The organism is Mycobacterium innocens, from assembly GCF_900566055.1.
GTDB classification, from domain to species: domain Bacteria; phylum Actinomycetota; class Actinomycetes; order Mycobacteriales; family Mycobacteriaceae; genus Mycobacterium; species Mycobacterium innocens.
This window is the reverse complement of the sequence record NZ_UPHQ01000265.1, coordinates 1-21,064: the sequence shown is the minus strand read 5'-3', so window position 1 is coordinate 21,064 and position 21,064 is coordinate 1. Positions and strand designations below refer to the sequence as shown.

The following is a 21,064-nucleotide window of genomic DNA, read 5'->3' as shown; positions in this document are numbered from 1 at the left end:
ACCGCACGGTGCGGCCAGTGGCCGGCGAACGCGGTGCCAACGTGCCCGGTTTGGTGGCCGCTGGTGTCTGGGCGGTCGGCCTCGTCACCGGCTTGGTGCTGCTGGCAGCCGGGCATGAGGTGGTGGCCGCGGTGATCCTGGTGGTGGCCGTCATGTCGCCCTGGTTCGGGCTGGCGGTCTCACGCAGCCGAATTCCGGCTTCTGGATCCGGGGAGCCCGAAACCATGCCCAACGGCTGGCACGGGATGGAAATCTCGGCTCGCTGAGTCGGCCTCCTTGGTAGGCTGACCGCCCGCTGCAAGCCGCTGCAAGCCGCTGTAAGCCGCTGAGAGCGTCGGCAATTTCTTTCTGTTGACAGGTGTGGCCGGTATCCGAACGGGGTATTGACTCTGCCACAGGGTGACCACAGCAGGTGTAACCCGGTCACTGTGCAGGAAGGAACGCACCATGCCGACCGCTAGCGATTACGATGCCCGCCGCGCGTCCGACGCCGGGACCGCGGACGGTTCGGTGCTGCGCGAACTGACACCAGCCTTGCCCAAATTGTCCACAGCGATCGTCGACGACGATCCGAACGAGGCGGCATTCTTCGAACTGCCGGGTGCGGATCTTTCCGGCGAAGAACTGTCGGTAACGGTGATTCCCCAGCGCGCCGACGAATTCACTTGCTCGCGTTGTTTCTTGGTGCAGCACCGCAGCCGGTTGCGCAGTTCGGGCGGCGAGCTTCCGGTGTGCGCCGACTGTGTGTGACCGGTCCGGCCTGCCCCACTCGACTCCGCGCCGGCCAGTCTTGACCTAGCCGGCGCGGCCGTGTTGGGTCGGGGGCGTGGCTGCTTCGCCAGATTCGGAGCCAGATTCGGCCGGCTCACCGGACGTGATACGCCGGCCACCGGGCCTACCGGCCCCACGCCGGTTTCGTACGGCTTTTGCGGCGGCGTATGCGGTTGCCTACCTGGTCGGTGGGGAGCGCCGGATGCTGCGGCTGATCCGCCGCTACGGCCCGATCGTGACGATGCCGATCCTCACCTTGGGCGACGTAGCGATCGTGTCCGACCCGGCGCTGGTGAGGGAGGTTTTCACCGCTCCCGCCGACGTCCTGCTCGGCGGCGAGGGTGTGGGTCCCGCGGCGGCGATCTACGGGTCCGGATCGATGTTCGTGCAGGAGGAGCCGGAGCATCTGCGACGACGCAAACTCCTGACGCCCCCCTTACACGGGGCCGCTCTGAACGGTTACGTGCCGATCATCGAAGACTCCACCCGCGCGGCGATGCGCGGTTGGCCCGTCGATCGTCCGTTCGCGCTGCTGCCGGCGGCGCGGGCGCTGATGCTTGACGTGATCGTCAAGGTGGTTTTCGGTGTGCAGGATCCCGACGAGGTGCGGCGATTGGGCCGGCCGTTCGAACGTCTGCTGAACCTCGGTGTCTCGGAGCAATTGACGGTTCGCTACGCACTTCGTCGCTTAGGCACATTACGCGTGTGGCCATCGCGGGCCCGGGCCTTTCGGGAGATCGACGACGTCGTCATGCCGCTGATCGCCCGACGCCGCGACGACCCGGGCTTGACCGAGCAACGCGACATCCTGGCATTGCTGATGTGCGCGCGCGGCGACGATGGTGAACGGTTGTCCGACAATGAGATTCGCGACGATTTGATCACCTTGATGCTGGCCGGCCACGAAACCACCGCGACCACGCTGGCGTGGGTATTCGATCTCTTGCTGCACCATCCCGAGGCGCTGCGGCGAGTGCGAGACGAAGCCGTCAGCGGCGCGGAAGCGTTCACCACGGCAGTGATCAACGAGACGTTGCGGGTACGGCCGCCCGCGCCCGTCACGGCACGCGTTGCCGCCCAGCCATTTCGCATCGGCGACTACCTTGTGGATGCCGGGACACGCATCGTCGTCCACATCATCGCCATCAACCGCAATCCCGATGTCTACGACCATCCCAACGAGTTCCGGCCCGACCGATTCCTCGGGGTGCACCCGCAAACCTACGCCTGGGTGCCGTTCGGCGGGGGCGTGAAACGTTGTCTGGGCGCGGCCTTTTCGATGCGAGAGCTGGTCACCGTGTTGCACGTGCTGTTGCGCGAGGGCGAGTTCGGTGCCGTCGACGACCTGCCCGAGCGCATCGTGCGCCGCTCCATCATGCTGGCACCCCGCCATGGCACCAGAGTGCGGTTCCGGCCACGGCTCCAAGAATCCGTTGAGAATCTTCCTAGCGCCGGCTCGGATACTCGTCGCCATTGATACGACGGCCCGGCGAGAAGGGTATAGAGCCGATATGACGACCACCCGCCCACTGTCGGTTGCCAGCGCCGCACCGGAGCGTGCCACCAATGGCTATGCGTCGGCGGCGTTCGCGTTCAGCGTCGTGGGGGCGCTGGTGTTAAGCGTCGTTTGCGCCATCACGGCATTGGTTCAGATCAAGAATCCCGACGAAGGCCGGGGACTGGCGATCGCCGGTCTGGCGATCTCCGCGGCCTGGGTCGCGCTATTGTTCGCGCTGGCCCATGCGCACGTCATCTAGACCGCAATCTCCAGTGGTGGCGCCGGCAACCTCGGCAAAGCTCCGATAGTTCTCCCGGTGATCGACGTAAAATTCCTGGTTACCCGTTGTCTGGTAGGCGCCGGATGGCCAGCGTGGAGTCAGGAGGCGCTACACGATGATTATTCGCGCGCCGCAACGCAATCGCTACGGGTATGTCTGCCCCACGGACCATCGTGTTGACGGGTGCGGGCGGGCAGCCGGCGTGGATCGAGGAGGACTGCGATGAATTTCGCCGTGTTGCCGCCTGAGGCCAATTCGTTGCGGATGTTCACCGGCGCCGGTTCGGGGCCGATGCTGGCTGCCGCAGTGGCCTGGGATGGGTTGGCGCTGGAGTTGGAGTCGGCGGCCGACTCGTTCGGCGCCGTGACCTCGGGATTGGTTGGTCAGTTCTGGCAGGGTCCGGCGTCGGCGGCGATGACGGCTGCGGCCGCGCCGTATGCGGGGTGGTTGACCGCGGCGGCGGCGCGGGCCGCCGGGGCTGCAGCTCAGTCGCGAGCGGTGGCCAGCGCGTTTGACGCCGCACGTACGGCGACGATCGATCCGTTGCTGGTGGCGGCCAATCGCAAGGCCTTCGTCCAATTGGTGTTGTCGAATCTGTTCGGACAGAACGCGCCGTCGATTGCTGCCGCTGAGGCCCAGTACGAGCAGATGTGGGCTGCCGACGTGGTTGCGATGCTGGGCTATCACGGCGGAGCTTCGGCAGCGGCCGCGCAGTTGCAGTCGTGGCAGGCAGGGCTGCAGCGGGTGTTGCCGGGCCTGCTCGGTCTACCCGAGCAGTTGGCCGGCGGGCCGACGGCCAAAGCGGCGGCGGCAATCGGAAATACCGGGAATTTGCAGCCGGGCAGCGGAAACCAAGGTGATTCCAACCTGGGCAGCGGAAACAAGGGGAATGCCAACCTGGGCAGCGGAAACATCGGTAACGCCAACCTGGGCGGCAGGAACGTCGGCAACGCCAACCTGGGCAGCGGAAACATCGGCAGTCTCAACATCGGCAACGGAAACGTTGGTTCGGCAAACTTCGGGGACGGAAACACCGGTAACCGGAACTTCGGCGCCGGAAACAGCGGCACCGGCAACTTCGGCACGGGAAACATCGGCACCGGCAACTTCGGCACGGGAAACATCGGCAGCGGAAACGTCGGCGGCGGAAACATCGGCCCGGCAAACGTCGGTGGCGGAAACGTCGGCAGCACCAACATAGGCAGTGGAAACCTTGGGAACTTCAACCTCGGTAGCGGGAACCTGGGCAGCAATAACGTGGGCTTCGGGAACATCGGCAACAACAACGTGGGCTTCGGGCTGACCGGCAACAATCAGGTGGGCATCGGTGCGCTGAACGCGGGCAGCAACAATATCGGCTTCGGGAACTCCGGCAACAACAACATCGGGTTTTTCAACTCCGGTAATAACAACGTAGGCTTCTTCAATTCAGGCAACGGAAACTTCGGCTTCGAGAACTCGGGGTCCACCAACACCGGATTTTGGAACGCGGGGGGCGCTAATACCGGCTTTGGGAATGCGGGCTTCACCAACACCGGTTTCGGGAATGCGGGCAGCACCAACACGGGCTACGGGAACTCGGGTCGTTTCAACGCGGGCTACGGAAACGCGGGCATCCTGAACGCAGGCTTCGGTAATGCGGGCAACGTCAACGCCGGATTCGGGAATGCTGGCATCCAGAACACCGGCTGGGACAATGCGGGCATCGCCAACACAGGTTTCGGGAACGCCGGTTCGAACAACACCGGTTGGGCGAACTCAGGCAACATCAACACGGGCTTTCTCAACTCGATAAACTTGAGCACGGGCGTCGGAAATCTAGGCACGGTGGGCCCCAACTCGGGGTTCGGACACACCGGCGTGAATAACTCGGGCTTTTTCAACACCAGCACCGGCGGCTTCAACTCGGGCTTCTTCAACTCGGGTGTCGGTGGCTTTAATACGGGCTTCAATAACTCGGGTGCCTCCAATGTGGGCATCGGTAATTCCGGCTTTGCCAACATCGGTCTTGCCAATACCGGTGACCGTAACGCCGGCGTCGGGAACTCGGCCGCCAATATCGTCGTCGGCGGCTCAGGTGTGGGAAACTCGGCCACGCTCAGCTCGGGAGCCTTCAATACGGGAACTATGCAGTCGGGCTTCTTCCGCTAACTTGTAGACGGATATGCCCGCGGCCCGGCCAGGTATCAGGTGCGGCATCTTTGGGAAAGGGCGGAGCGGTTACCTGCGGGCGAAGGTCGCCCAGGAGAAGCTCATCGAAGAATCGCAGCTGCCCTATTCGATCGTGCGCGCCACCCAGTTCGCGGAGTTCACCGACGCCATCGCGGCGTCGATGACGGTCGGCGACGAAGTGCACGTCCCGGACGCGCTGATCCAGCCGATCGCCGCCGCCGACCTCGCGGCCGAGGTGGCCCGGGTGGCGGAAGGCAAACCGTTGGGTGGCATCGACAACGTCGGCGGGCCGGAGAAGATCTCGTTCGAGCAGATGGCCCGCGACGTCCTGGCGCGCCACGGCCAAGCCAAGACCGTCGTCGTCGATCCCGATGTCGGTTACTTCGGAACACCGCTCGCCACGAACAGCCTGGTTACCGCATAGGCGCCGGAACGCCCTGGTCGGGGTGGCGGGATTTGAACCCACGGCCTCTTCGTCCCGAACCACCACACCAGCGCGTTTGATTGAGCTGTGTTTGTTGGGGGTGTGGCAGGCCGTCTGGATACGGCGCTTCTTGGATTGGTTGGTTGCGGTCGTGCTGAAACTGCTGCGGACTGACTGCGGACCAAGATGCAGCGCTGCCAGCGCCACCACTGTCTCGTCCTGCTGAAGTTTGCGAAGGACGCGCCGGCTTGCTCGGATTCGACCGAGACGGTGAGTTGAAGGCCGATCCGCCGATCAGCCCACGCCGTGGCGCCGCGTCGGTGGAGCATCTGCCTCGACCGTCACCGAGCCGCTCAGAGCCGCACGCTGGCGTCGTACTTTGGGCCCTTCGCCCCTGCCGCCAGCCCGGGGCCCGGCGGTAGCCTGGGAAGACATCACACGCCATGACCGGTAAACGCGGCCGTCACCCGCGCACCGGCGTGGAAGGAAGCGAGACCTGATATCCGAGCAGGTTAGGCGGTCCTCGTCGCCGCCGACGGTGTACCAGGTCCGGGCGCGCAGCATCGGCGGCGGACGGGCCGAGGTGGCTGCCGGGACCGAGACGATCGCCTTCGACGCTAGCTGGGCGAGCGAGCCGTCCGGGTTGCCGGGGCCGGCGGAGTTGCTGGCGTCGGCGTTCGCGGCGTGCCTACTCAAGAACCTCGAACGGTCCGGGCAGCTGCTGCCGTTCCGGTATGACCATGCCGAGGTCGATGTCGCCGCCCGCCGCCAGGACGCGCCACCGAAGTTCGTCGAGATCACCTGGGAGCTCCGGCTGGTCACCGACGAGCCCCAGCACCGTGTGGAACTGCTGGACCGCAACCTGCGCCAGTTCGGCACCGTGTACAACACCCTGTCCGCGGCCTGCACGATCGAGGGACGGATCCTCACCACACCCACATCGGCGACGTCATGAGCATCGGCACCGCCGCCGTCTCGGCTGCAGGTGATCGACACCGCCCGCCGCCCGCCGGTGAAAATGCCGCGATGGTGACCGTCGACGCCAACGAGGCGGTCGCGTCGGTGGCGTACCGGCTGAGCGAGGTCGTCGCCATCTATCCGATCACGCCGGCCTCGGCGATGGGTGAGCACGCCGACGAATGGTCTGCCAAGAGTCGGCCGAACCTGTGGGGGATGGTGCCGCAGGTAGTGGAGATGCAGTCTGAAGCCGGCGCCGCCGGCGCGGTGCACGGGGCGCTGCAGGGCGGTGCGCTGGTGACGACGTTCACCGCGTCGCAAGGGCTGCTGCTGATGCTGCCCAACCTCTACAAGATCGCCGGCGAACTCAGCGCGTGCTGCATCCACATCGCGGCCCGCAGCATCGCCACCCACGCGCTGTCCATCTTCGGAGACCACTCCGACGTGATGGCCGCCCGCGCGACCGGATGGGCGCTACTGGCATCCGGGTCGCCGCAGGAGGCGCAGGATCTCGCCGCCATCGGCCATGCCGCCACCCTCCTCACCCGGGTTCCGTTCCTGCACTTCTTCGACGGGTTCCGCACGTCGCACGAGATGCAAAAGATTGGCTCGCTCGACGACAACACGCTGATCGCCCTGATCGACACGGGCGCCGTCGAAGCGCACCGAGCCCGCGCGATGAATCCCGACCGCCCGGTAACCCGCGGCACCTCGCAGAACCCCGATGCCTTCTTCCAGGGCCGGGAGGCCACCAACACGTTCTACGACCGCTGTCCGGGCGTCGTCGCCGACACGATGCGACACTTCGCGACGCTGACCGGCCGGCGCTATCAGCTCTTCGACTACGTCGGGCACCCCGAAGCGGAGCGGGTGCTGGTGATGATGGGCTCCGGTGCAGAATGCGCCCACGAAACGGTTGACGCGCTGCTCGCGCGCGGTGAGCGGGTCGGGCTGGTGAAGGTCCGCCTCTTCCGACCCTTCGCGATGAGCGCGTTCCTCGCCGCGCTGCCCAGCATCCGTGCGCTCGCTTGGGATCCTCGACCGGACCAAGGAGCCCGGCGCGACCGGCGAGCCGCTGCTGCTGGACGTCATCTCCGCGCTGGCTGACGCAGTCACCACCGGCACCCGCACCTCGCTGCCCCGGATCATCGGAGGACGCTACGGGTTGGGCTCCAAGGAACTGACTCCGGCGATGGTGAAGGCCGCCTTCGACGAACTCGACGCCGAGCGGCCCCGCACCCGCTTCACACTGGGCATCACCGATGACGTGACCGGCCTGTCCTTGCCGGTCGACGAGGAGTTCGACACCGAGCCGGCCGGGGTGTCACGCGCGGTGTTCTACGGGCTGGGCTCCGACGGGACGGTGAGCGCCAACAAGGCAACGATCAAGATCATCGGTGATGCGACAGAACAGGCCTGCCAGGGCTACTTCGTGCTCGACTCGAAGAAGGCCGGCTCGACGACGGTGTCGCACTTGCGGTTTGGACCCGCGCCGATCCGTTCCACCTACCAGATCCGCCGTGCGGGATTCCTCGCCGTGCACGACCCCGGCTTCCTTGACCGCTTCGACGTTCTCGACCGCGCCGGGCAGGGCGCCGCCGTGCTACTCAACACGACGGTGCCGCCCGAGCAGGTGTGGGCCGGTCTGCCCTGTGAAGCGCAGGAGACGCTGCTGCAGCGCGGTTGTCACCTGTTCGTGATCGACGCCTACCGCCTGGCTGACGAGCACGGGCTCGGGCGGCGGATCAACACCGTGATGCAGGCCTGCTTTTTCGCGCTCAGCGATGTGCTGCCCGTGGACGAGGCCCTCACGAGGATGAAGCAGGCCGTCACCGCCACATGGGGTAAGCGCGGCTCGGAGATCGTGCGCCGCAACACCGCCGCCATTGACGCCGCCGTTGCTGCCCTGCACGAGATCCCGATCCCCGACGCCGTCGACGCCGTTAGGACTCGCCCACCGGCGGTGCCCGCCGACGCTCCGGACTTCGTCCGCCGGGTGACCGGCCTGCTGCTGGAAGGCCACGGCGACCGGCTGCCGGTCAGCGCCTTTCCGCCCGACGGCACCTGGCCCACCGGCACCAGCAAGTTCGAGAAGCGCGCCATCGCCTTGGACCTGCCGATCTGGGAACCGGACCTGTGCGTGCAGTGCAACCGCTGCTCGATGATCTGCCCGCACACCGCCATCCTCACCAAGGTTTTCCAACCCGAGGATGCCGCCGCCGCGCCCTCGGTGTTCCGGTCGACGCCCGAGGGCTTCACCCCCGAACTGGAAGGCCTCGCCTTCACCGTCCAGGTCGCGCCGGACGACTGCACCGGCTGCGGCCTGTGCGTCGAGGTATGCCCGGCCAAGGACCGCACCCAGCCCCGCCGTAAGGCGCTCAACCTTCAACCCGCGGCCGAACACCGGGCCACCGAACGCGAAGCGTTCGCCTTCTACCAGCAGATCCCCGAGGTCTCCCGCGCCCGCATCCCGCGAACCCGGTCGGGCATCGCCTTGCTTGAGCCGCTGTTCGAATTCTGCGGCGCCTGTGCAGGCTGCGGTGAAACCCCCTACCTGCGGCTGCTGACCCAGCTCGTCGGCGACCGACTCCTGATCGCCAACGCGACCGGGTGCTCGTCGATCTACGGCGGCAACCTCCCCACCAGCCCCTACACCACCGACGCCAACGGGCGCGGGCCGGCGTGGAACAACTCGCTGTTCGAGGACAACGCCGAGTTCGGCCTCGGGCTGCGCCTGGGTGCCGACACCCTCGCCCGCCGCGCCCACACACTGCTCGACCGGTTCGCGCCGCAGCTAGCCGCCGACCTCGTGGGCGAGCTCACCGGCCCGTGCCCGAGCGGCGACGACGCCGCCATCGGCGCCCGCCGCGAGGCAGTCACCCGGCTGCGCGCACTGCTCGCTGAGATCGACGGCGGCGACGAGCTCGCCCGGTGCGCGGACACGCTCGTGCCCCGATCCGTCTGGCTGGTCGGGGGCGACGGATGGGCCTACGACATCGGCTTCGGCGGGCTCGACCACGTGCTGGCCTCCCGCCACGACGTCAACGTCCTCGTCCTTGACACCGAGGTGTACTCCAACACCGGCGGCCAGCAGTCCAAAGCCACACCGCTGGGCGCGGTGGCCAAGTTCGCCTCCGCCGGCAAGGAGACCAGCAAGAAGGACCTCGGGCTGCTGGCGATGAGCTACGGACACGTCTATGTGGCCAGCGTCGCGATGCAGTCACACACCTCTCAGACGCTCACCGCCCTGCAGGAGGCCGAAAGCTACCCGGGCCCGTCGATCGTCATCGCCCACAGCCCGTGCATCGCCCACGGCTACGACCTCGTCAACGCCCCCGCGCAACAGCGCCGGGCCGTGGGCAGCGGCGCCTGGCCCCTGTTTCGCTTCGACCCGCGCCGCATCGAGACCGGCGAGTCGCCCCTCGTCATCGACGCCGACCCGGTAACCGTCCCGCTGCGCAACTACCTCGAGCAGGAGGCCCGCTTCCGGATGGTCGAACTCGCCGACCCGCAGCGCTACGAACGGCTCGTCGCCGCCGGTGAGAACGCCATCGCCCGACGCCACGCCCTCTACCAACAACTCGCCGGCATCCACCTGCCCACCCAGGAGGACTGACATGGTCGACCTCAGCACCGACTGGCTAGGACTGCGGCTGCGCAGCCCGCTCGTCGTCGGCGCCTCGCCGCTGACCCGGACCGTCGAGCACGCCCAGCGCCTGGCCGACGCCGGCGCTGGCGCGGTGGTCCTGGCGTCGGTGTTCGAGGAACAGATCGTCGACGAGCAACTCGGCCTGCACCGCTTCATCGACAGCTACGTCGACACCGACGCCGAAGCCCGCTCGTTCCTGCCCGACATCGACGTGATTCCCATCGGCCCGGCACCTACACTGCGCCACCTGCAAGCGCTGCGCGCGGCGCTCGACATACCCGTCGTGGCCTCGCTGAACGGCATCACCCCCGGCGGGTGGACCGACCTGGCCCGCCAGCTCGCCGAAGCCGGAGCCGACGCGCTCGAACTGAACCTCTACGAACCCCCAACCGCATTGCACGCGACCAGCGCCGAGATCGAAGCCCGCCAGATCGAGACAGTCGCCGCTGTCGTCGAAGCCGCATCCGGGGTGCCGGTGACAGCGAAACTGTCCCCCTTCTACGCAGGCCTTACTGCTTTCGCCACCCAGATCGCCGCGGCAGGGGCGGCGGGTCTCGTGTTGTTCAACCGCTTTTACCAACCCGACATCGACCTCGACACCCTCGACGTCGACCGCCGCATCGTCCCCTCCACCTCAGCCGAGCTACCGCTGCGCCTGCACGCACTCGCCGTCCTCCACGGTCACGTCCAGCTGCCGCTCACCGCCACCGGCGGCGTGCACACCGGCCTGGACGCGGCCAAAGCGATCCTGTGCGGCGCGGCCACCGTACAACTCGTCTCCGCCCTGCTCGATGACGGTCCCGCCGCCCTCGCCCGGATCAGCCGCGAATTGACCAGATGGCTCGATACCCACCATTACCGCAGCAGCCACGACGCGTGCGGGGCCACCGCGCTGCACAGCGTCGCCGACCCCACCGCTTGGGAACGGCTCAACTACGCCCGCATCCTCGAGAGCTGGCAACCAGCGCGAACCAGGAGATGACATGCCCGAACCCAAGCCCGAAACCAAGCCAAACCAGTGGCACGGGATACCCCGCGAGGACATCCCCTGGCTCCCCACAATCGACGCCGAAGCCTGCATCGGTTGCCAGCTCTGCTATGTGACCTGCGGACGAGCCGTCTTCGAGATCGAGGATTCCGTCGCCGTCGCCGTCGACCCGATGAATTGCGCGGTCGGCTGCTCCACCTGCGGCAACGTCTGCCCGACCGGTGCCATCACGTTCCCCCAGATGGACGCGGTATGGAAGCTCGAACGTGAACGGCAGATCTTTCGCACCGTCAAGAAAGAGGCGGCACGCAAGCACGAACGCGAAGACATCGCCAAGGCACGCGCCGACGCGCAGGCCGCCGTCGAACTCGTCACCACCCGCGCCCGCGTCGAAGTCGCCGGCGAGTTCGGCGACAAGCAGTTCCTCGTCCGCCTCGAAGAGCTCCTCGGTGACCGCCCCTACGACATCGTCAACCTGCGTCTCGAGGTCCCCACCGTCAAAGGCGCCCGCGCCAAAGCACCGTCCTACATGACCTTCGAGGTCGCCTCCGAAACCCAAGAGGCCGTCGAGCCGTTCCTCAACGACGTCCGCGCCCTGATCCGCGACGTCTCGCTCGTCCTCGTCGCCATAACGGGTCTATGACAACCGAACGCGACCGGCCCGCCGACGCACAGATCAGCAACCGCTACCCGTCCCTCTTACACGGTTGCGGCAGGCTTTAGTAGTTGTGTTCGCCATCGCGGGCTTGGAAGGACTATTTAACGAGGAGATATGACACAGATGGCTAAGCCCGCGGCCAATGCCGCGCCCGAAGTGCCTGCGACGCTCTATTTCGAGTTTCGCGTTGCTGGCCCGGAACATGACGCCGCCATGGGCGCTCTTACGGAGCGGGCTTCGGAATGGCGCCAGAAACCGGGTTTTCTGAGCCTCATGCTCAAGCAGATGAGCGGCGACTCGACCATGGTGAAGAACTACCCCGAGGCCTATAAGGGAGTCCTTTCCGAAGCATATCTCGACGGCGTCAGAGACCATTCGCAGCCATATTTCTATTCGCTGTTTATTCGCTTTGCTGATTACCCGCAACTGCAAGCATCGCAGATCAACGAGGACTTCGACGAAGCGGTGCTGCCGTTTCTTCATGCCGTAAGGCAGACTTCGACCGGGATCGCCAAATCTCCCCAGCCCATGAGCGTCTATCGCGGCGTGTTTCAAACAATCGCCGCCGGCAACCGCGCGGGCATTTATGTGACGCCGGCGGAGATGACGGACTTTCTGCGTCATCCAGTGGAAGCCCCTGAGCGCGACACCGTGACGGTCGAGAACCATGTCATGGTCGCAGATGCCGGACACCTGGAATGGGAAAAGCTCGTCCTCCCACTTCTCAAGGTCGCACAAGAAACCTATCAGCCCAGTGATGATCCAAGCGGCATCGGCCAGCCTGGCAGCAAGAACAACCGAGTTTATCGCAAGGCGCTATCGACTGAGATATTGCGCAAGGCAACCCCTGATGGCGGGTTGCGCGCCTACCTCATGCATGGCGTGTGGGAATCCGTCTGGGATCATGAAAACTCCCATCTGGACACCCGGTTTCGGGCCGCCGCGGGTCCGGTGGGAGTCGGGGTCGAAATCGGCCCGGTTGAACCATTTTATCTCACCCGGCTCCTGGCCAAAGCGTGAGCAATCCTGTTCATGGACATCCAACTTGTCAATCACGGAAATCCTTCACGACCGACCACCAATAGCGCCCTTCTATCCATTGCCGCTCGGCGACCCCCACTACGCAATCGACACGCTGTTCCACCAACGCGCCGCAATCCGTGTGGCGTTACGTAAGGAGATAAGCACGTGCGCTGACTTCCGCATCGGCAGTTGTTGTGGCGCAATGGTCACCGACTAAGAACACCCAGGATCGGCGGGGACCGCCCTCGTGGTCCCAGCCGATCCTGAGCTCGGATCACGAGATCGCGTTGACGGCGGTGGACACTCTCGCCTGGAAGGTGGCCGGCAGCGGAACATATCCGTTGTTGTCGTTGAGGCCCGCCTGCCCCGGGCCGATGACGGTTTGCAGGAAGGCGCGCACGGCCTGGCCGACCGCCGCGTCGGCGTACTTCGAGCACACGATCTCATAGGTGGCCAGCACGATCGGGTAGGCGTCGGGCTGGGTCGGTTGGTAGAAGGACGAGGCGTCGAGTACCAGGTCGTTGCCTTGGCCGATGATTTTGGCGCCGGCGATTGTCTTGCCGACCGTCTCTCCGCTGATGGCCACCGGGTGCGGGCCAGCAGAGGTAATGAGCTTCGCGGCGAAAAGCCAGTGATCTTGTGCGAACGACCATTCGTTGTAGGTGATCGCGCCCTCGGTATTCTTTACCGTCGCAGAGGTACCCTCGTTACCCGGGGCGCCCTGACCGACGGCGCCGCGGAACGTCTTGCCCGCGCCCTTGCCCCAGGCACCGTTGGATGCGGCGTCGAGATACCGCTGGAAGTTGTCGGTGGTTCCGGACTCGTCGCTGCGGTACACGACGTGGATGGGCTCAGGGGGCATCGACTGGTTAAGCGCCGTGATCGCCGGATCGTCCCACCTGGTGATCTCGCCGCTGAAAATCTTCGCCAGCGTCGGCGCGTCAAGCACCAGGTTGTCGACGCTGTCGAGGTTGTAGGTGATCGCCAGGGGGCCGAACACGACAGGCAGGTTCCAGGCGTCCGAGCCGCACCGCTGTCGCGCGTCGGCGTACTCGCCCCGGTAAGCACTCAGCGGCGAGTCCGACCCCCCGAAATCGGTCTGGTTGCGCAGGAATTCGCTTACCCCGGCGCCGGAGCCGTTGGAGGTATAGGTCAGCGTCTGCCCAGGGCACGCCTTCGTGTAGGCGGTGATGAACCGGGTCATCGCGTTCGCCTGGGCCGTCGAGCCGCTGGCCTTCAAAGACTGCTTTCCGCCGCAATCCACTTTCGTCGAGCTCGCATACCGGGGGGCTGAGTTGGTGTAATTGCCGCATGCCGAAACCGCTAGGGCGCAGCTGGCCAGCAGGCTCAGAACAGCCGCAGATCGATTGGGTTTCACGTAGCCCGTCCTTCGCAATGGTGGTTTGGGGCTGGATCGGTTTCCGCTGCTGAGGCTTAAGGTCGGCTTAGGTCGGGTGTAGCGCCAGTGCAACTGCGCGGATTTGGGTTTGGGTGGGCAGCCGGTCGGTGGCCTTGGTAATAGCGACCTCGATGTCGGTGGTGTCGGCGGGCGCGCCGGCGAGTTCGTCGACGACCTGTTGGGTTTGTCGCGGGGTTAGTGCCATAGGGCCGTTGAGTGCGAGCAGTGGCGCGTAACCCCTTGGCGGCGCCTCTTCGGGGTAGCCGGAGCGAAGCCAGCCAATGACCGATCTAAAGGCGCCGTTGATACGCATCATCACCGATGTGCCGCCGGTTGGTGGGCGTGGAAGGCTGCAGGACGGGTGGGTGCGCGGTTCGGATATGCGGTTATGCATGTATGGGGACTTTGAGTTCGGCGAGCAGCAGGCATACGCGGCGCTCGATCTCGTCGCGGATTGGCCGCACGCCCTTGACGTCTTGGCCGGCTGGGTCATCGAGGACCCATTCCTCGTAGCGGTGCCCTGGGAACAGGGGGCAGGCATCGCCGCAGCCCATGGTGATCACGACGTCGGCGGCTTGCACGATCTCGTCGGTCCAGGGTTTGGGATATTCGTCAGAAATGTCGATGCCACGCTCGGCCATGGCCGCGATGGCGGCCGGGTTCACCTCGTTGCCGGGTTCGGAGCCGCCAGACCAGGCCACCGCGGCATCGCCGGCCAGGTAGGTGAAGAAACCCAAGGCCATTTGCGAGCGGCCGGCATTATGGGTACACAGGAACAGCACGATGGGTTTTCCGTCGTTCGATTTGCCTTCGACTTTGGCCAGTGCGCGCAGCCGTTGTCGCGCGAAGCGTTCTGCGAGCAGTGGCAAGTAGTTGGGAATTGTTGCGCGGCTGGCGAATTGGTCGTAGGAGGCGCGCAGGAATCGCTCAATGGTTTCCACGCCGAAGCTGGCGGAAAACTCCTTGTGCAGTGCCTCGGCCGCAGCGTCGAGTCCCAGCCGCTGGTCGCTGGCTAGGTTGGAGTGAACGTGATTAGAGCCGTCGGCCGCGAAGTTATCAGTCATGATCTATCCCTGTCACGAAGAGGGTTGTAGGGCCGGAACGAGGCGGTCTATCCGCTGGGTCAAGTCATCGAGGGCCTGGTCGAACGTGTCGGGGTTCCCGGCGCGCACCGGGTCGGGAACTGACCAGTGGATGTGGTGCAGGTTGTCAGGCAGTTCTTCGTGAACGTTGTCGCATACCGCGACCACCAAATCCCCGGGGCGGACGACATCGTCGAGGTGACGCGGCCGGCGTGGTCGCATCGATAGGTGCCGACGCCGAGCCGCGGCCACCGCCCCTGGATGAACCGCGGCGGCCGGACGGGTGCCCGCCGATGCCGCCGGCAGTGTGCTGCGATGCTTCCACACCGCGACGGCCAACTGACTGCGGGCCGAGTTCTTACTACACACGAACACCACGCGGTCCGCTCGCCGCACCGCGCAGGGCACCATCACCTCCAGCGCCGCGGGAATCAGCTGCAGATAGGTGCGTCGACGATCACCCTCGGAGCGAACCCGACGCAACATGCCCGCCTGCTCGAGCACTCCCAGGTGGTGGGCCATCAGATTCGACGGCATCGAGAGCAGCTTTTGCAGTTCCGACGGCGATGAGTCGGCGAGCAGAAGAACGTCAACGATCGCCAACCGACCGGGATCGGCAAGCGCGGCATGGATCATCGCGCGCCCTACCGTCCCGTCACTCCACTCAGTACGCATTGACTCAATAATATTTGAGCTTTTGTCCACTAGGCAAGCGTTGAAATCCGGAACATGCAGCGCATCGACGCGCAATTACCAAGATGACCAGGGTGTATTCCTGTCCGAACATCGATCCGCGCCGCCAACGCGTTGTCCGCAGCAGCGCTAGTCGTTCATCTCCCAGTCAGATTTCATAACTGCTCCGTTCATCTCGACGGTCTTCGATGAGCACGAAGATGCGCCAGGCATCGTGCGCCGAGGAGGCCTCAATGTTCCGCAAGACGACGATCACCGCTGTGATTGCCATTGCTGCAACCAGTTGGGTGACCGCGTGCGGGAGCACCAGCAACATCGGGGCCGGTAGCACCACCCAGGCAGCCCAAGCGGGCCAGATTTGCGGCCAGCAGTCGGCCGCCAAGCCCGGGTACGCGCGAACGATCCCCAAAATTGACGGCGGCGCAAACACATTGTCGGGCGCCGGGTCGACGTTCGTGGCGCCGGTCATGTCGGTGTGGACCAAGAACTACTCCCAATCCGATGGGGTGCAAGTCGCCTATCAGTCGATCGGGTCCGGCGGCGGTGTGCAGCAGATCATCGCCGGCACGGTCGACTTCGGCGCCTCCGATACCCCGATGAAGGACAGCGAGCTGGCCACCGCAAAATCCGGCCCGATCCTGCACATCCCCTTGACGCTCGGCGCTGTCGTCCCCACCTACAACGTGAAGGGCGTCCAAACCGGCCTGAAGTTCGACGGTGACACGTTGGGCAAGATCTTCGCCGCGAAGATTACGAAATGGAACGATCCGGCGTTGGTCGCGCTGAACCCAGGCGTGACCCTGCCCGACCAGCCCATCGCGGTGGCCCACCGCTCGGACGGGTCCGGTACCACCGCGGTGTGGACGGACTATCTGACCAAGGAGAGCCCGACTTGGGTACAAACCCTCGGCGGCCCGGATAGGAGCTTCGGCAAGGACATCGCCTGGCCAGTGGGTATCGGCGGTAAGGGCAACGAGGGCGTTTCCGGGGTGATCAACCAGACCGATGGCAGCATCGGATACGTCGAGTTGGCTTACGCGTTGGCGCAGAACCTCAATTACGGCCAGGTGAAGAACAAGGCGGGCAACTTCATTCAGCCTTGCGTCGCCACCATCACCGCTGGCACCGAAGGCATCGCCTATCCGCCGGACCTACGGGTAAGCCTGACCGACGGGTCCAATCCCAACGCCTACCCGATCACCGGTACCGTCTACGCGCTGGTGAATCAGAACCAGACTGACGCGCCCCACGCCAAGGCCCTCGTCAACTTCTTCTCGTGGGTGCTCTCCACCGGCCAGGACGATGCTGCCAGCGTCAACTACGCCCCGCTGAGCAAGGATCTGCAAGGTTTGGCCATGGGCCAAGTACGCAAGATCACCCTCAACGGAAGCGCGGTCGCGTCGTGATCTGGGAAGTCCTCCAGGTGAACTTGTGACCTCAAGAACGCTGCTCGCGCCCTCGGGCCCGGCGTCATCGGCCGGCCGCTTCACCGACGGACTGTTCCGGCGGCTGATGGCCGCCGCGGCAGTGAGCGTGATCGCCATCTTGGTGGCCACGGCCATCTTCCTGCTGGTGGAGGCGTGGCCATCCCTGTCTCACTACGGGCCGCTGAGTTTTTTGCATGCACGCTGGGCCCCCTCGGAAGCGACGGAAACAGCGTCGAACCCGAACCCGTACGGCGTCCTGCAATTCATCTACGGCACCGTAGTGACCTCGCTGGTCGCAATGGCGATCGCGGTGCCCGTCGCGATCGCCGTGGCCCTCTACATCACCAATCTCTCACCGGCCCTGCTTCGCAGGCCGCTATCGTCGTTGGTCGACCTGCTCGCCGCGATCCCGAGTGTCGTCTACGGCTTCTGGGGTGTGTTCGCGCTGATCCCCGCGCTGGGCCCAGTTGGTCGCGGATTAACGTCGTTGTCGGGAATCCCGCTGATCGGCTGGCTTTTCCAGGGCCCATTCTTCGGCTATTCCGTATTCTCGGCCGGCGTGGTCCTCGCGATCATGGTGTTACCCATCGTCACCGCAATATGTCGGGAAGTCTTCGACACCACACCCATCGCCGAGAAGGAGGCCGCGCTGGCAATCGGCGCGACCAAGTGGGAAATGCTGCGCATCGCGGTGCTGCCGCGATCCCGTTCGGGGATTGTCGGGGCCTCGATCCTCGGTCTGGGCCGCGCATTCGGTGAAACGATCGCGGTGACCATGCTGATCGGCAACAACGTGTTGACGATCCCGCACGGGATCATGCGCCCGGGATCCACCATGCCCAGCGTCATCGCCAATGAGTTCACCGAAGCCAACCAGCCATTCCATCTCACTTCGCTATTCGTGGTCGCCTTCGGCCTGCTGGTGTTGTCCCTGCTGGTCAATGTCATCGGCAAGCGCATCGTCGGACGAGTCTCGGAGCACATCGCATGAGCCTGATGCTGGATCAACAGCTCAAAGAACCCGCGCACCGCGTCACCGGGCGGTCCTCCGGGGCACGCCGCCGTCAACTCACCAGTTCATTTATCCATGGGCTTCTGCTGCTGGTGATGATCGCCACTGTCGGCGTACTGGTATGGGTGCTGGCCTACGTCGCCGGACAGGGGCTGAAATACCTGGGTCCGGAATTCCTCACCCAGACCCCGCCCGGCAATCCCAGCCAGCCCGGCGGCGGGTTCCTCAACGGCATCATCGGAAGCCTCATCATCACCGGCATCGCCACCCTGATGGCGGTGCCGGTCGGTGTCGCCGCCGCCATCTACCTGGTGGAGTACGGTGGTCGGCTGGCCAAGCTGGCACGCTTTTTCACCGACATCCTGGTCGGTGTACCCACGATCGTCACCGGCGCGCTGGTCTACGCGGTGTGGGTGGTGTTCTTCGGGTTCTCCGGCATTGCGGGGGGAATAGCGCTGAGCCTGGTGATGCTGCCGCTGGTGATCCGCTCGACCGAGGAGATGCTGCGGCTGGTGCCGCACGACTTGCGCGAAGCCTCGCTTGCGCTAGGTGTGACCAAGGCGCGCACCATCCTGTCAGTCGTGTTGCCGACTGCCAGTTCAGGAATCATCACCGGTGTCATGCTCGCGTTCGCGCGGGCGATGGGTGAAACGGCGCCTCTGCTGCTGACCGCGCTCGGCAACGACTTGTTCGTCGAACTCAACCCCACCCAGCGTATGTCGACCCTGTCACTGCAGATCTTCGGCAACGCCATCACCGGGTTCAAAGCCGCCCAAGCCCGCGCCTGGGCGGGAGCACTCACATTGGTGGTCATGGTCCTGCTGTTCACCGTGGCGGCCCGGTTGATCGCCAGCCGGTCCAGCGTTAGTCGCGCACATTGACCAGCCCGACAGAAGGGCGAGTTCGGGCTACCCACAACGAAGCGGGTCCGCCGGCCGAATCTAACCGCACACGACATCACAGGAGGGTCGCGTGACACAGGACATCAACGTGACAGCGGATGACGCGGCGATCGGGAGTACCCAACACATCGACCCGCCGGCAACCGCATTGACGAAGCCATTGATGGACAGCGTCCTAGTGCCGCACCGGGGCGCGAAACGGCTGGAGGTCCAGGACCTCAACATTTACTACAGCTCCTTTCACGCAGTTGCCGATGTCAACATGACGGTCATTCCGCGAAGTGTCACCGCGTTGATAGGACCGTCCGGGTGCGGCAAGTCCACCGTTTTGCGGTCCCTGAACCGCATGCACGAGATCACCCCAGGGGGCCGGGTGGAAGGATCGGTCTTAATCGACGACGAGGACATCTACGGCACCCAGATCGACGCGGTTGGTGTCCGCCGCATCGTCGGAATGGTGTTCCAGCGACCAAACCCCTTTCCCACCATGTCGATTCGTGACAACGTGGTCGCCGGATTGAAACTGCAAGGGAAGCGCAACAAGAAATACCTCGACGAGATCGCCGAACAGTCGTTGCGCGGGGCAAACCTATGGAACGAGGTCAAAGATCGGCTGGACAGGCCCGGCGGCGGCTTATCCGGTGGCCAGCAGCAGCGGCTGTGCATCGCCCGGGCGATCGCCGTCTCGCCCAACGTATTGCTGATGGACGAGCCCTGTTCCGCCCTTGACCCAATCTCGACGCTGGCTATCGAGGATCTGATTGCTGAGCTCAAACAGCACTACACCATCGTCATCGTCACCCACAACATGCAGCAGGCCGCCCGCGTCAGCGATCAGACCGCGTTCTTCAACCTGGAAGCCACCGGCAAGCCCGGACGGTTGATTGAAATCAACGACACCGAAACGCTTTTCTCCACACCCGACGAAAAGGCTACCGAGGACTACATTTCCGGTCGGTTCGGCTAACCTCTCAGCGTTGACCCCAACCTGCGACCACCGCGTGTACGGACGCAAGCTCCATGTCCATCCGACACGTTAGCGTGATCCAATCTTATCTACGGCAACAACATTGGAGCTCCTGATGGCGAGTCTCGTGCCTTCAACGGCGTCAGCAGCCACAATTCCGCCTCAGCGGGAACCCGCTCGCATCAGCGAGCAGCCCGATCGTGATCTGCGGTTCCAGACGACGTTCCGTGGAGAAACCCGGCTCGCGGAACCCGTCACCGGCGTCAGTCTCGAAATACAGGGTGCTCACGTCGTAGAGCACCAACGACGCCGGACCCAACCCCGCATGGCTGGCACAGACTGCCGACAGTGCTTGCCGCCACGACGGTTGGGCATAGATCGGTAGCCGTCACGCCGCCGACGACCAAAACTTGAGCCAAGTCAGATTCCACGCAGAACCGCGCCCACCGACATGACAGAGACCGGTTGGCGAGACTCCAACGCGCAACGTGATATTGACCGAGTAGTCTGCACCGACTCCGCCGCTGGTACGGTGCGCCGCATGACGGATGAAACACCCGAAGACATGACAGACGAGGTACCACAGTACGAGGCAGACGAGTTAGGAGACCACGACGACTTGCTAGACGAAGGTCGACTGGGGCATATCGAGCATATCGGTGCCAAGTGGCGGACTGCGTATGTCAAGTATGGGCCGGACGGCCACAGCCTCACCGTGAGGCTTGTTGCCGAAGGAATGCCGAAGGGCGAAATGGCGATCACCGATCTAGTAGTCAGTGAGGCGGTTGCGCTAGTCCAACAACAGGTAGCTTCGGTCAACCACGTCGATCTCGAGCTTAACGTCAGGTCGGACAACCCAATTACCCGCGATAGCGGTTAGCGGGCGTCTTGCGGTTGGCTTGGCGTGTCGGCTCTACCGAGCCGGCGCAGTCATATCCGGATCGCCTGTTGACCGGCATTCACGATGAGGATGATGGCGGCGTTGATCGTGAGGATGTGCGGGTATGAAACGACCCCGCCGGTGGATGTCCGGCAGGGTCGGTGGTGTTCGGGGTGTCGGTGTGGTGTTCAGTCCGCCGTGACTTCGGCAACAGCGGTGCGGGTGGAGGATTCGTCGACGATGGCCTTGTCGGCGGCGAACGCGGCGACGAGGGCTTGTAGC

21 protein-coding genes and 2 pseudogenes are annotated in these 21,064 nt (G+C 64.8%); 17 read left to right on the top strand and 6 right to left on the bottom strand.

Annotated features, from left to right (window positions below; translation table 11 throughout):
- The first annotated feature begins 17 nt into the window (after positions 1 to 17).
- The 12 genes from EET03_RS25590 (at position 18) to EET03_RS25540 (ending at position 12,417) form a co-directional block, all read left to right on the top strand.
- The gene (locus tag EET03_RS25590; RefSeq protein WP_244232530.1) at positions 18 to 266 is read left to right on the top strand and encodes a hypothetical protein; all 249 of its coding nucleotides are present in this window, start codon (positions 18 to 20) and stop codon (positions 264 to 266) included.
- Between the two features lie 181 nt (positions 267 to 447).
- Positions 448 to 750 carry a DUF4193 domain-containing protein gene (locus tag EET03_RS25585; RefSeq protein WP_075543997.1) on the top strand — a complete coding sequence of 101 codons (303 nt, stop codon included), beginning with the start codon at positions 448 to 450 and terminating at the stop codon, positions 748 to 750.
- Between the two features lie 76 nt (positions 751 to 826).
- Complete coding sequence (locus tag EET03_RS25580; RefSeq protein ID WP_099193811.1) at positions 827 to 2,248, top strand: cytochrome P450; 1,422 nt, start codon at positions 827 to 829, stop codon at positions 2,246 to 2,248.
- Positions 2,249 to 2,282: 34 nt separating this feature from the next.
- On the top strand, positions 2,283 to 2,528 hold the full coding sequence (locus EET03_RS25575) for a hypothetical protein (RefSeq protein WP_075543999.1): 246 nt from the start codon (positions 2,283 to 2,285) through the stop codon (positions 2,526 to 2,528).
- 243 nt (positions 2,529 to 2,771) lie between these two features.
- Positions 2,772 to 4,700: a PPE family protein gene (locus EET03_RS25570; protein WP_099193810.1), complete on the top strand. Its 1,929-nt coding sequence runs from the start codon at positions 2,772 to 2,774 to the stop codon at positions 4,698 to 4,700.
- Between the two features lie 13 nt (positions 4,701 to 4,713).
- The gene (locus EET03_RS25565) at positions 4,714 to 5,145 is read left to right on the top strand and encodes an SDR family oxidoreductase (protein WP_208649135.1); all 432 of its coding nucleotides are present in this window, start codon (positions 4,714 to 4,716) and stop codon (positions 5,143 to 5,145) included.
- 538 nt (positions 5,146 to 5,683) lie between these two features.
- Positions 5,684 to 6,100, top strand: a complete 417-nt coding sequence (locus tag EET03_RS25560; protein ID WP_167470700.1) for an OsmC family protein — start codon at positions 5,684 to 5,686, stop codon at positions 6,098 to 6,100.
- Between the two features lie 71 nt (positions 6,101 to 6,171).
- A complete protein-coding gene (locus EET03_RS32815; RefSeq protein ID WP_321182424.1) occupies positions 6,172 to 7,209 on the top strand; it encodes a pyruvate:ferredoxin (flavodoxin) oxidoreductase in 1,038 nt (345 codons plus the stop codon).
- The gene (nifJ, locus tag EET03_RS25555) at positions 7,121 to 9,718 is read left to right on the top strand and encodes a pyruvate:ferredoxin (flavodoxin) oxidoreductase (protein ID WP_321182423.1); all 2,598 of its coding nucleotides are present in this window, start codon (positions 7,121 to 7,123) and stop codon (positions 9,716 to 9,718) included. Before EET03_RS32815 ends, nifJ begins: the two co-directional genes overlap by 89 nt.
- A 1-nt stretch (position 9,719) precedes the next feature.
- Positions 9,720 to 10,733 carry a dihydroorotate dehydrogenase-like protein gene (locus tag EET03_RS25550; protein WP_075540863.1) on the top strand — a complete coding sequence of 338 codons (1,014 nt, stop codon included), beginning with the start codon at positions 9,720 to 9,722 and terminating at the stop codon, positions 10,731 to 10,733.
- 1 nt (position 10,734) lies between these two features.
- Entirely contained in the window at positions 10,735 to 11,382 is a 648-nt protein-coding gene (locus EET03_RS25545; RefSeq protein WP_075540862.1) for a 4Fe-4S dicluster domain-containing protein, read from the top strand.
- Positions 11,383 to 11,520: 138 nt separating this feature from the next.
- On the top strand, positions 11,521 to 12,417 hold the full coding sequence (locus EET03_RS25540) for a hypothetical protein (RefSeq protein ID WP_136625762.1): 897 nt from the start codon (positions 11,521 to 11,523) through the stop codon (positions 12,415 to 12,417).
- Positions 12,418 to 12,694: 277 nt separating this feature from the next.
- Here the strand turns inward: EET03_RS25540 and pstS (EET03_RS25535) are convergent, their stop codons facing one another.
- From pstS (EET03_RS25535) to EET03_RS25520, 4 genes are all read right to left on the bottom strand, one after another.
- Positions 12,695 to 13,798, bottom strand: coding sequence for a phosphate ABC transporter substrate-binding protein PstS (gene pstS, locus EET03_RS25535; RefSeq protein WP_099193808.1), 1,104 nt, complete (start codon positions 13,796 to 13,798; stop codon positions 12,695 to 12,697).
- 67 nt (positions 13,799 to 13,865) lie between these two features.
- The gene (locus EET03_RS25530; RefSeq protein ID WP_244232529.1) at positions 13,866 to 14,213 is read right to left on the bottom strand and encodes a DUF3349 domain-containing protein; all 348 of its coding nucleotides are present in this window, start codon (positions 14,211 to 14,213) and stop codon (positions 13,866 to 13,868) included.
- Entirely contained in the window at positions 14,206 to 14,883 is a 678-nt protein-coding gene (locus EET03_RS25525; protein ID WP_075540859.1) for an arsenate reductase ArsC, read from the bottom strand. Before EET03_RS25525 ends, EET03_RS25530 begins: the two co-directional genes overlap by 8 nt.
- 12 nt (positions 14,884 to 14,895) lie before the next feature.
- Entirely contained in the window at positions 14,896 to 15,576 is a 681-nt protein-coding gene (locus EET03_RS25520; protein WP_075540858.1) for an arsenate reductase/protein-tyrosine-phosphatase family protein, read from the bottom strand.
- Positions 15,577 to 15,782: 206 nt separating this feature from the next.
- Between EET03_RS25520 and pstS (EET03_RS25515) the strand changes: the two genes are divergently transcribed.
- From pstS (EET03_RS25515) to pstB, 4 genes are all read left to right on the top strand, one after another.
- The gene (gene pstS / locus EET03_RS25515) at positions 15,783 to 17,000 is read left to right on the top strand and encodes a phosphate ABC transporter substrate-binding protein PstS (RefSeq protein ID WP_082274401.1); all 1,218 of its coding nucleotides are present in this window, start codon (positions 15,783 to 15,785) and stop codon (positions 16,998 to 17,000) included.
- A 25-nt stretch (positions 17,001 to 17,025) separates the two neighbouring features.
- The gene (gene pstC, locus EET03_RS25510; protein WP_082274400.1) at positions 17,026 to 18,012 is read left to right on the top strand and encodes a phosphate ABC transporter permease subunit PstC; all 987 of its coding nucleotides are present in this window, start codon (positions 17,026 to 17,028) and stop codon (positions 18,010 to 18,012) included.
- On the top strand, positions 18,009 to 18,914 hold the full coding sequence (pstA, locus tag EET03_RS25505; RefSeq protein WP_075540857.1) for a phosphate ABC transporter permease PstA: 906 nt from the start codon (positions 18,009 to 18,011) through the stop codon (positions 18,912 to 18,914). The genes pstC and pstA overlap by 4 nt, the downstream gene beginning before the upstream one ends.
- A gap of 184 nt (positions 18,915 to 19,098) precedes the next feature.
- Positions 19,099 to 19,902 (top strand): phosphate ABC transporter ATP-binding protein PstB, encoded by an 804-nt coding sequence (pstB, locus tag EET03_RS25500; protein WP_075540866.1) that lies wholly within the window; start codon positions 19,099 to 19,101, stop codon positions 19,900 to 19,902.
- A gap of 163 nt (positions 19,903 to 20,065) precedes the next feature.
- Here the strand turns inward: pstB and EET03_RS25495 are convergent.
- Positions 20,066 to 20,290 (bottom strand): annotated as a pseudogene (locus EET03_RS25495) (IS1634 family transposase); the annotation flags it as partial.
- A 153-nt stretch (positions 20,291 to 20,443) separates the two neighbouring features.
- Here EET03_RS25495 and EET03_RS25490 point away from each other — a divergent pair.
- Positions 20,444 to 20,782, top strand: a complete 339-nt coding sequence (locus EET03_RS25490) for a hypothetical protein (RefSeq protein ID WP_136625761.1) — start codon at positions 20,444 to 20,446, stop codon at positions 20,780 to 20,782.
- A gap of 188 nt (positions 20,783 to 20,970) precedes the next feature.
- On the opposite strand, the pseudogene EET03_RS25485 reads toward EET03_RS25490, so the two are convergent.
- Positions 20,971 to 21,064: pseudogene (locus tag EET03_RS25485) on the bottom strand (ExeA family protein); the annotation flags it as partial.

Bases quoted from the DNA above. Each gene is read 5' to 3' on its own strand.
- EET03_RS25490 (WP_136625761.1), top strand. From the start codon at position 20,444: ATGACGGATGAAACACCCGAAGACATGACAGACGAGGTACCACAGTAC.
- EET03_RS25550 (WP_075540863.1), top strand. From the start codon at position 9,720: ATGGTCGACCTCAGCACCGACTGGCTAGGACTGCGGCTGCGCAGCCCG.
- EET03_RS25520 (WP_075540858.1), bottom strand. From the start codon at position 15,576: ATGCGTACTGAGTGGAGTGACGGGACGGTAGGGCGCGCGATGATCCAT.
- EET03_RS25575 (WP_075543999.1), top strand. From the start codon at position 2,283: ATGACGACCACCCGCCCACTGTCGGTTGCCAGCGCCGCACCGGAGCGT.
- pstB (WP_075540866.1), top strand. From the start codon at position 19,099: ATGGACAGCGTCCTAGTGCCGCACCGGGGCGCGAAACGGCTGGAGGTC.
- EET03_RS25545 (WP_075540862.1), top strand. From the start codon at position 10,735: ATGCCCGAACCCAAGCCCGAAACCAAGCCAAACCAGTGGCACGGGATA.
- pstA (WP_075540857.1), top strand. From the start codon at position 18,009: ATGAGCCTGATGCTGGATCAACAGCTCAAAGAACCCGCGCACCGCGTC.
- EET03_RS25540 (WP_136625762.1), top strand. From the start codon at position 11,521: ATGGCTAAGCCCGCGGCCAATGCCGCGCCCGAAGTGCCTGCGACGCTC.
- EET03_RS25565 (WP_208649135.1), top strand. From the start codon at position 4,714: ATGCCCGCGGCCCGGCCAGGTATCAGGTGCGGCATCTTTGGGAAAGGG.
- EET03_RS32815 (WP_321182424.1), top strand. From the start codon at position 6,172: ATGGTGACCGTCGACGCCAACGAGGCGGTCGCGTCGGTGGCGTACCGG.
- EET03_RS25525 (WP_075540859.1), bottom strand. From the start codon at position 14,883: ATGACTGATAACTTCGCGGCCGACGGCTCTAATCACGTTCACTCCAAC.
- EET03_RS25570 (WP_099193810.1), top strand. From the start codon at position 2,772: ATGAATTTCGCCGTGTTGCCGCCTGAGGCCAATTCGTTGCGGATGTTC.
- EET03_RS25585 (WP_075543997.1), top strand. From the start codon at position 448: ATGCCGACCGCTAGCGATTACGATGCCCGCCGCGCGTCCGACGCCGGG.
- EET03_RS25530 (WP_244232529.1), bottom strand. From the start codon at position 14,213: ATGCATAACCGCATATCCGAACCGCGCACCCACCCGTCCTGCAGCCTT.
- pstS (WP_082274401.1), top strand. From the start codon at position 15,783: ATGAGCACGAAGATGCGCCAGGCATCGTGCGCCGAGGAGGCCTCAATG.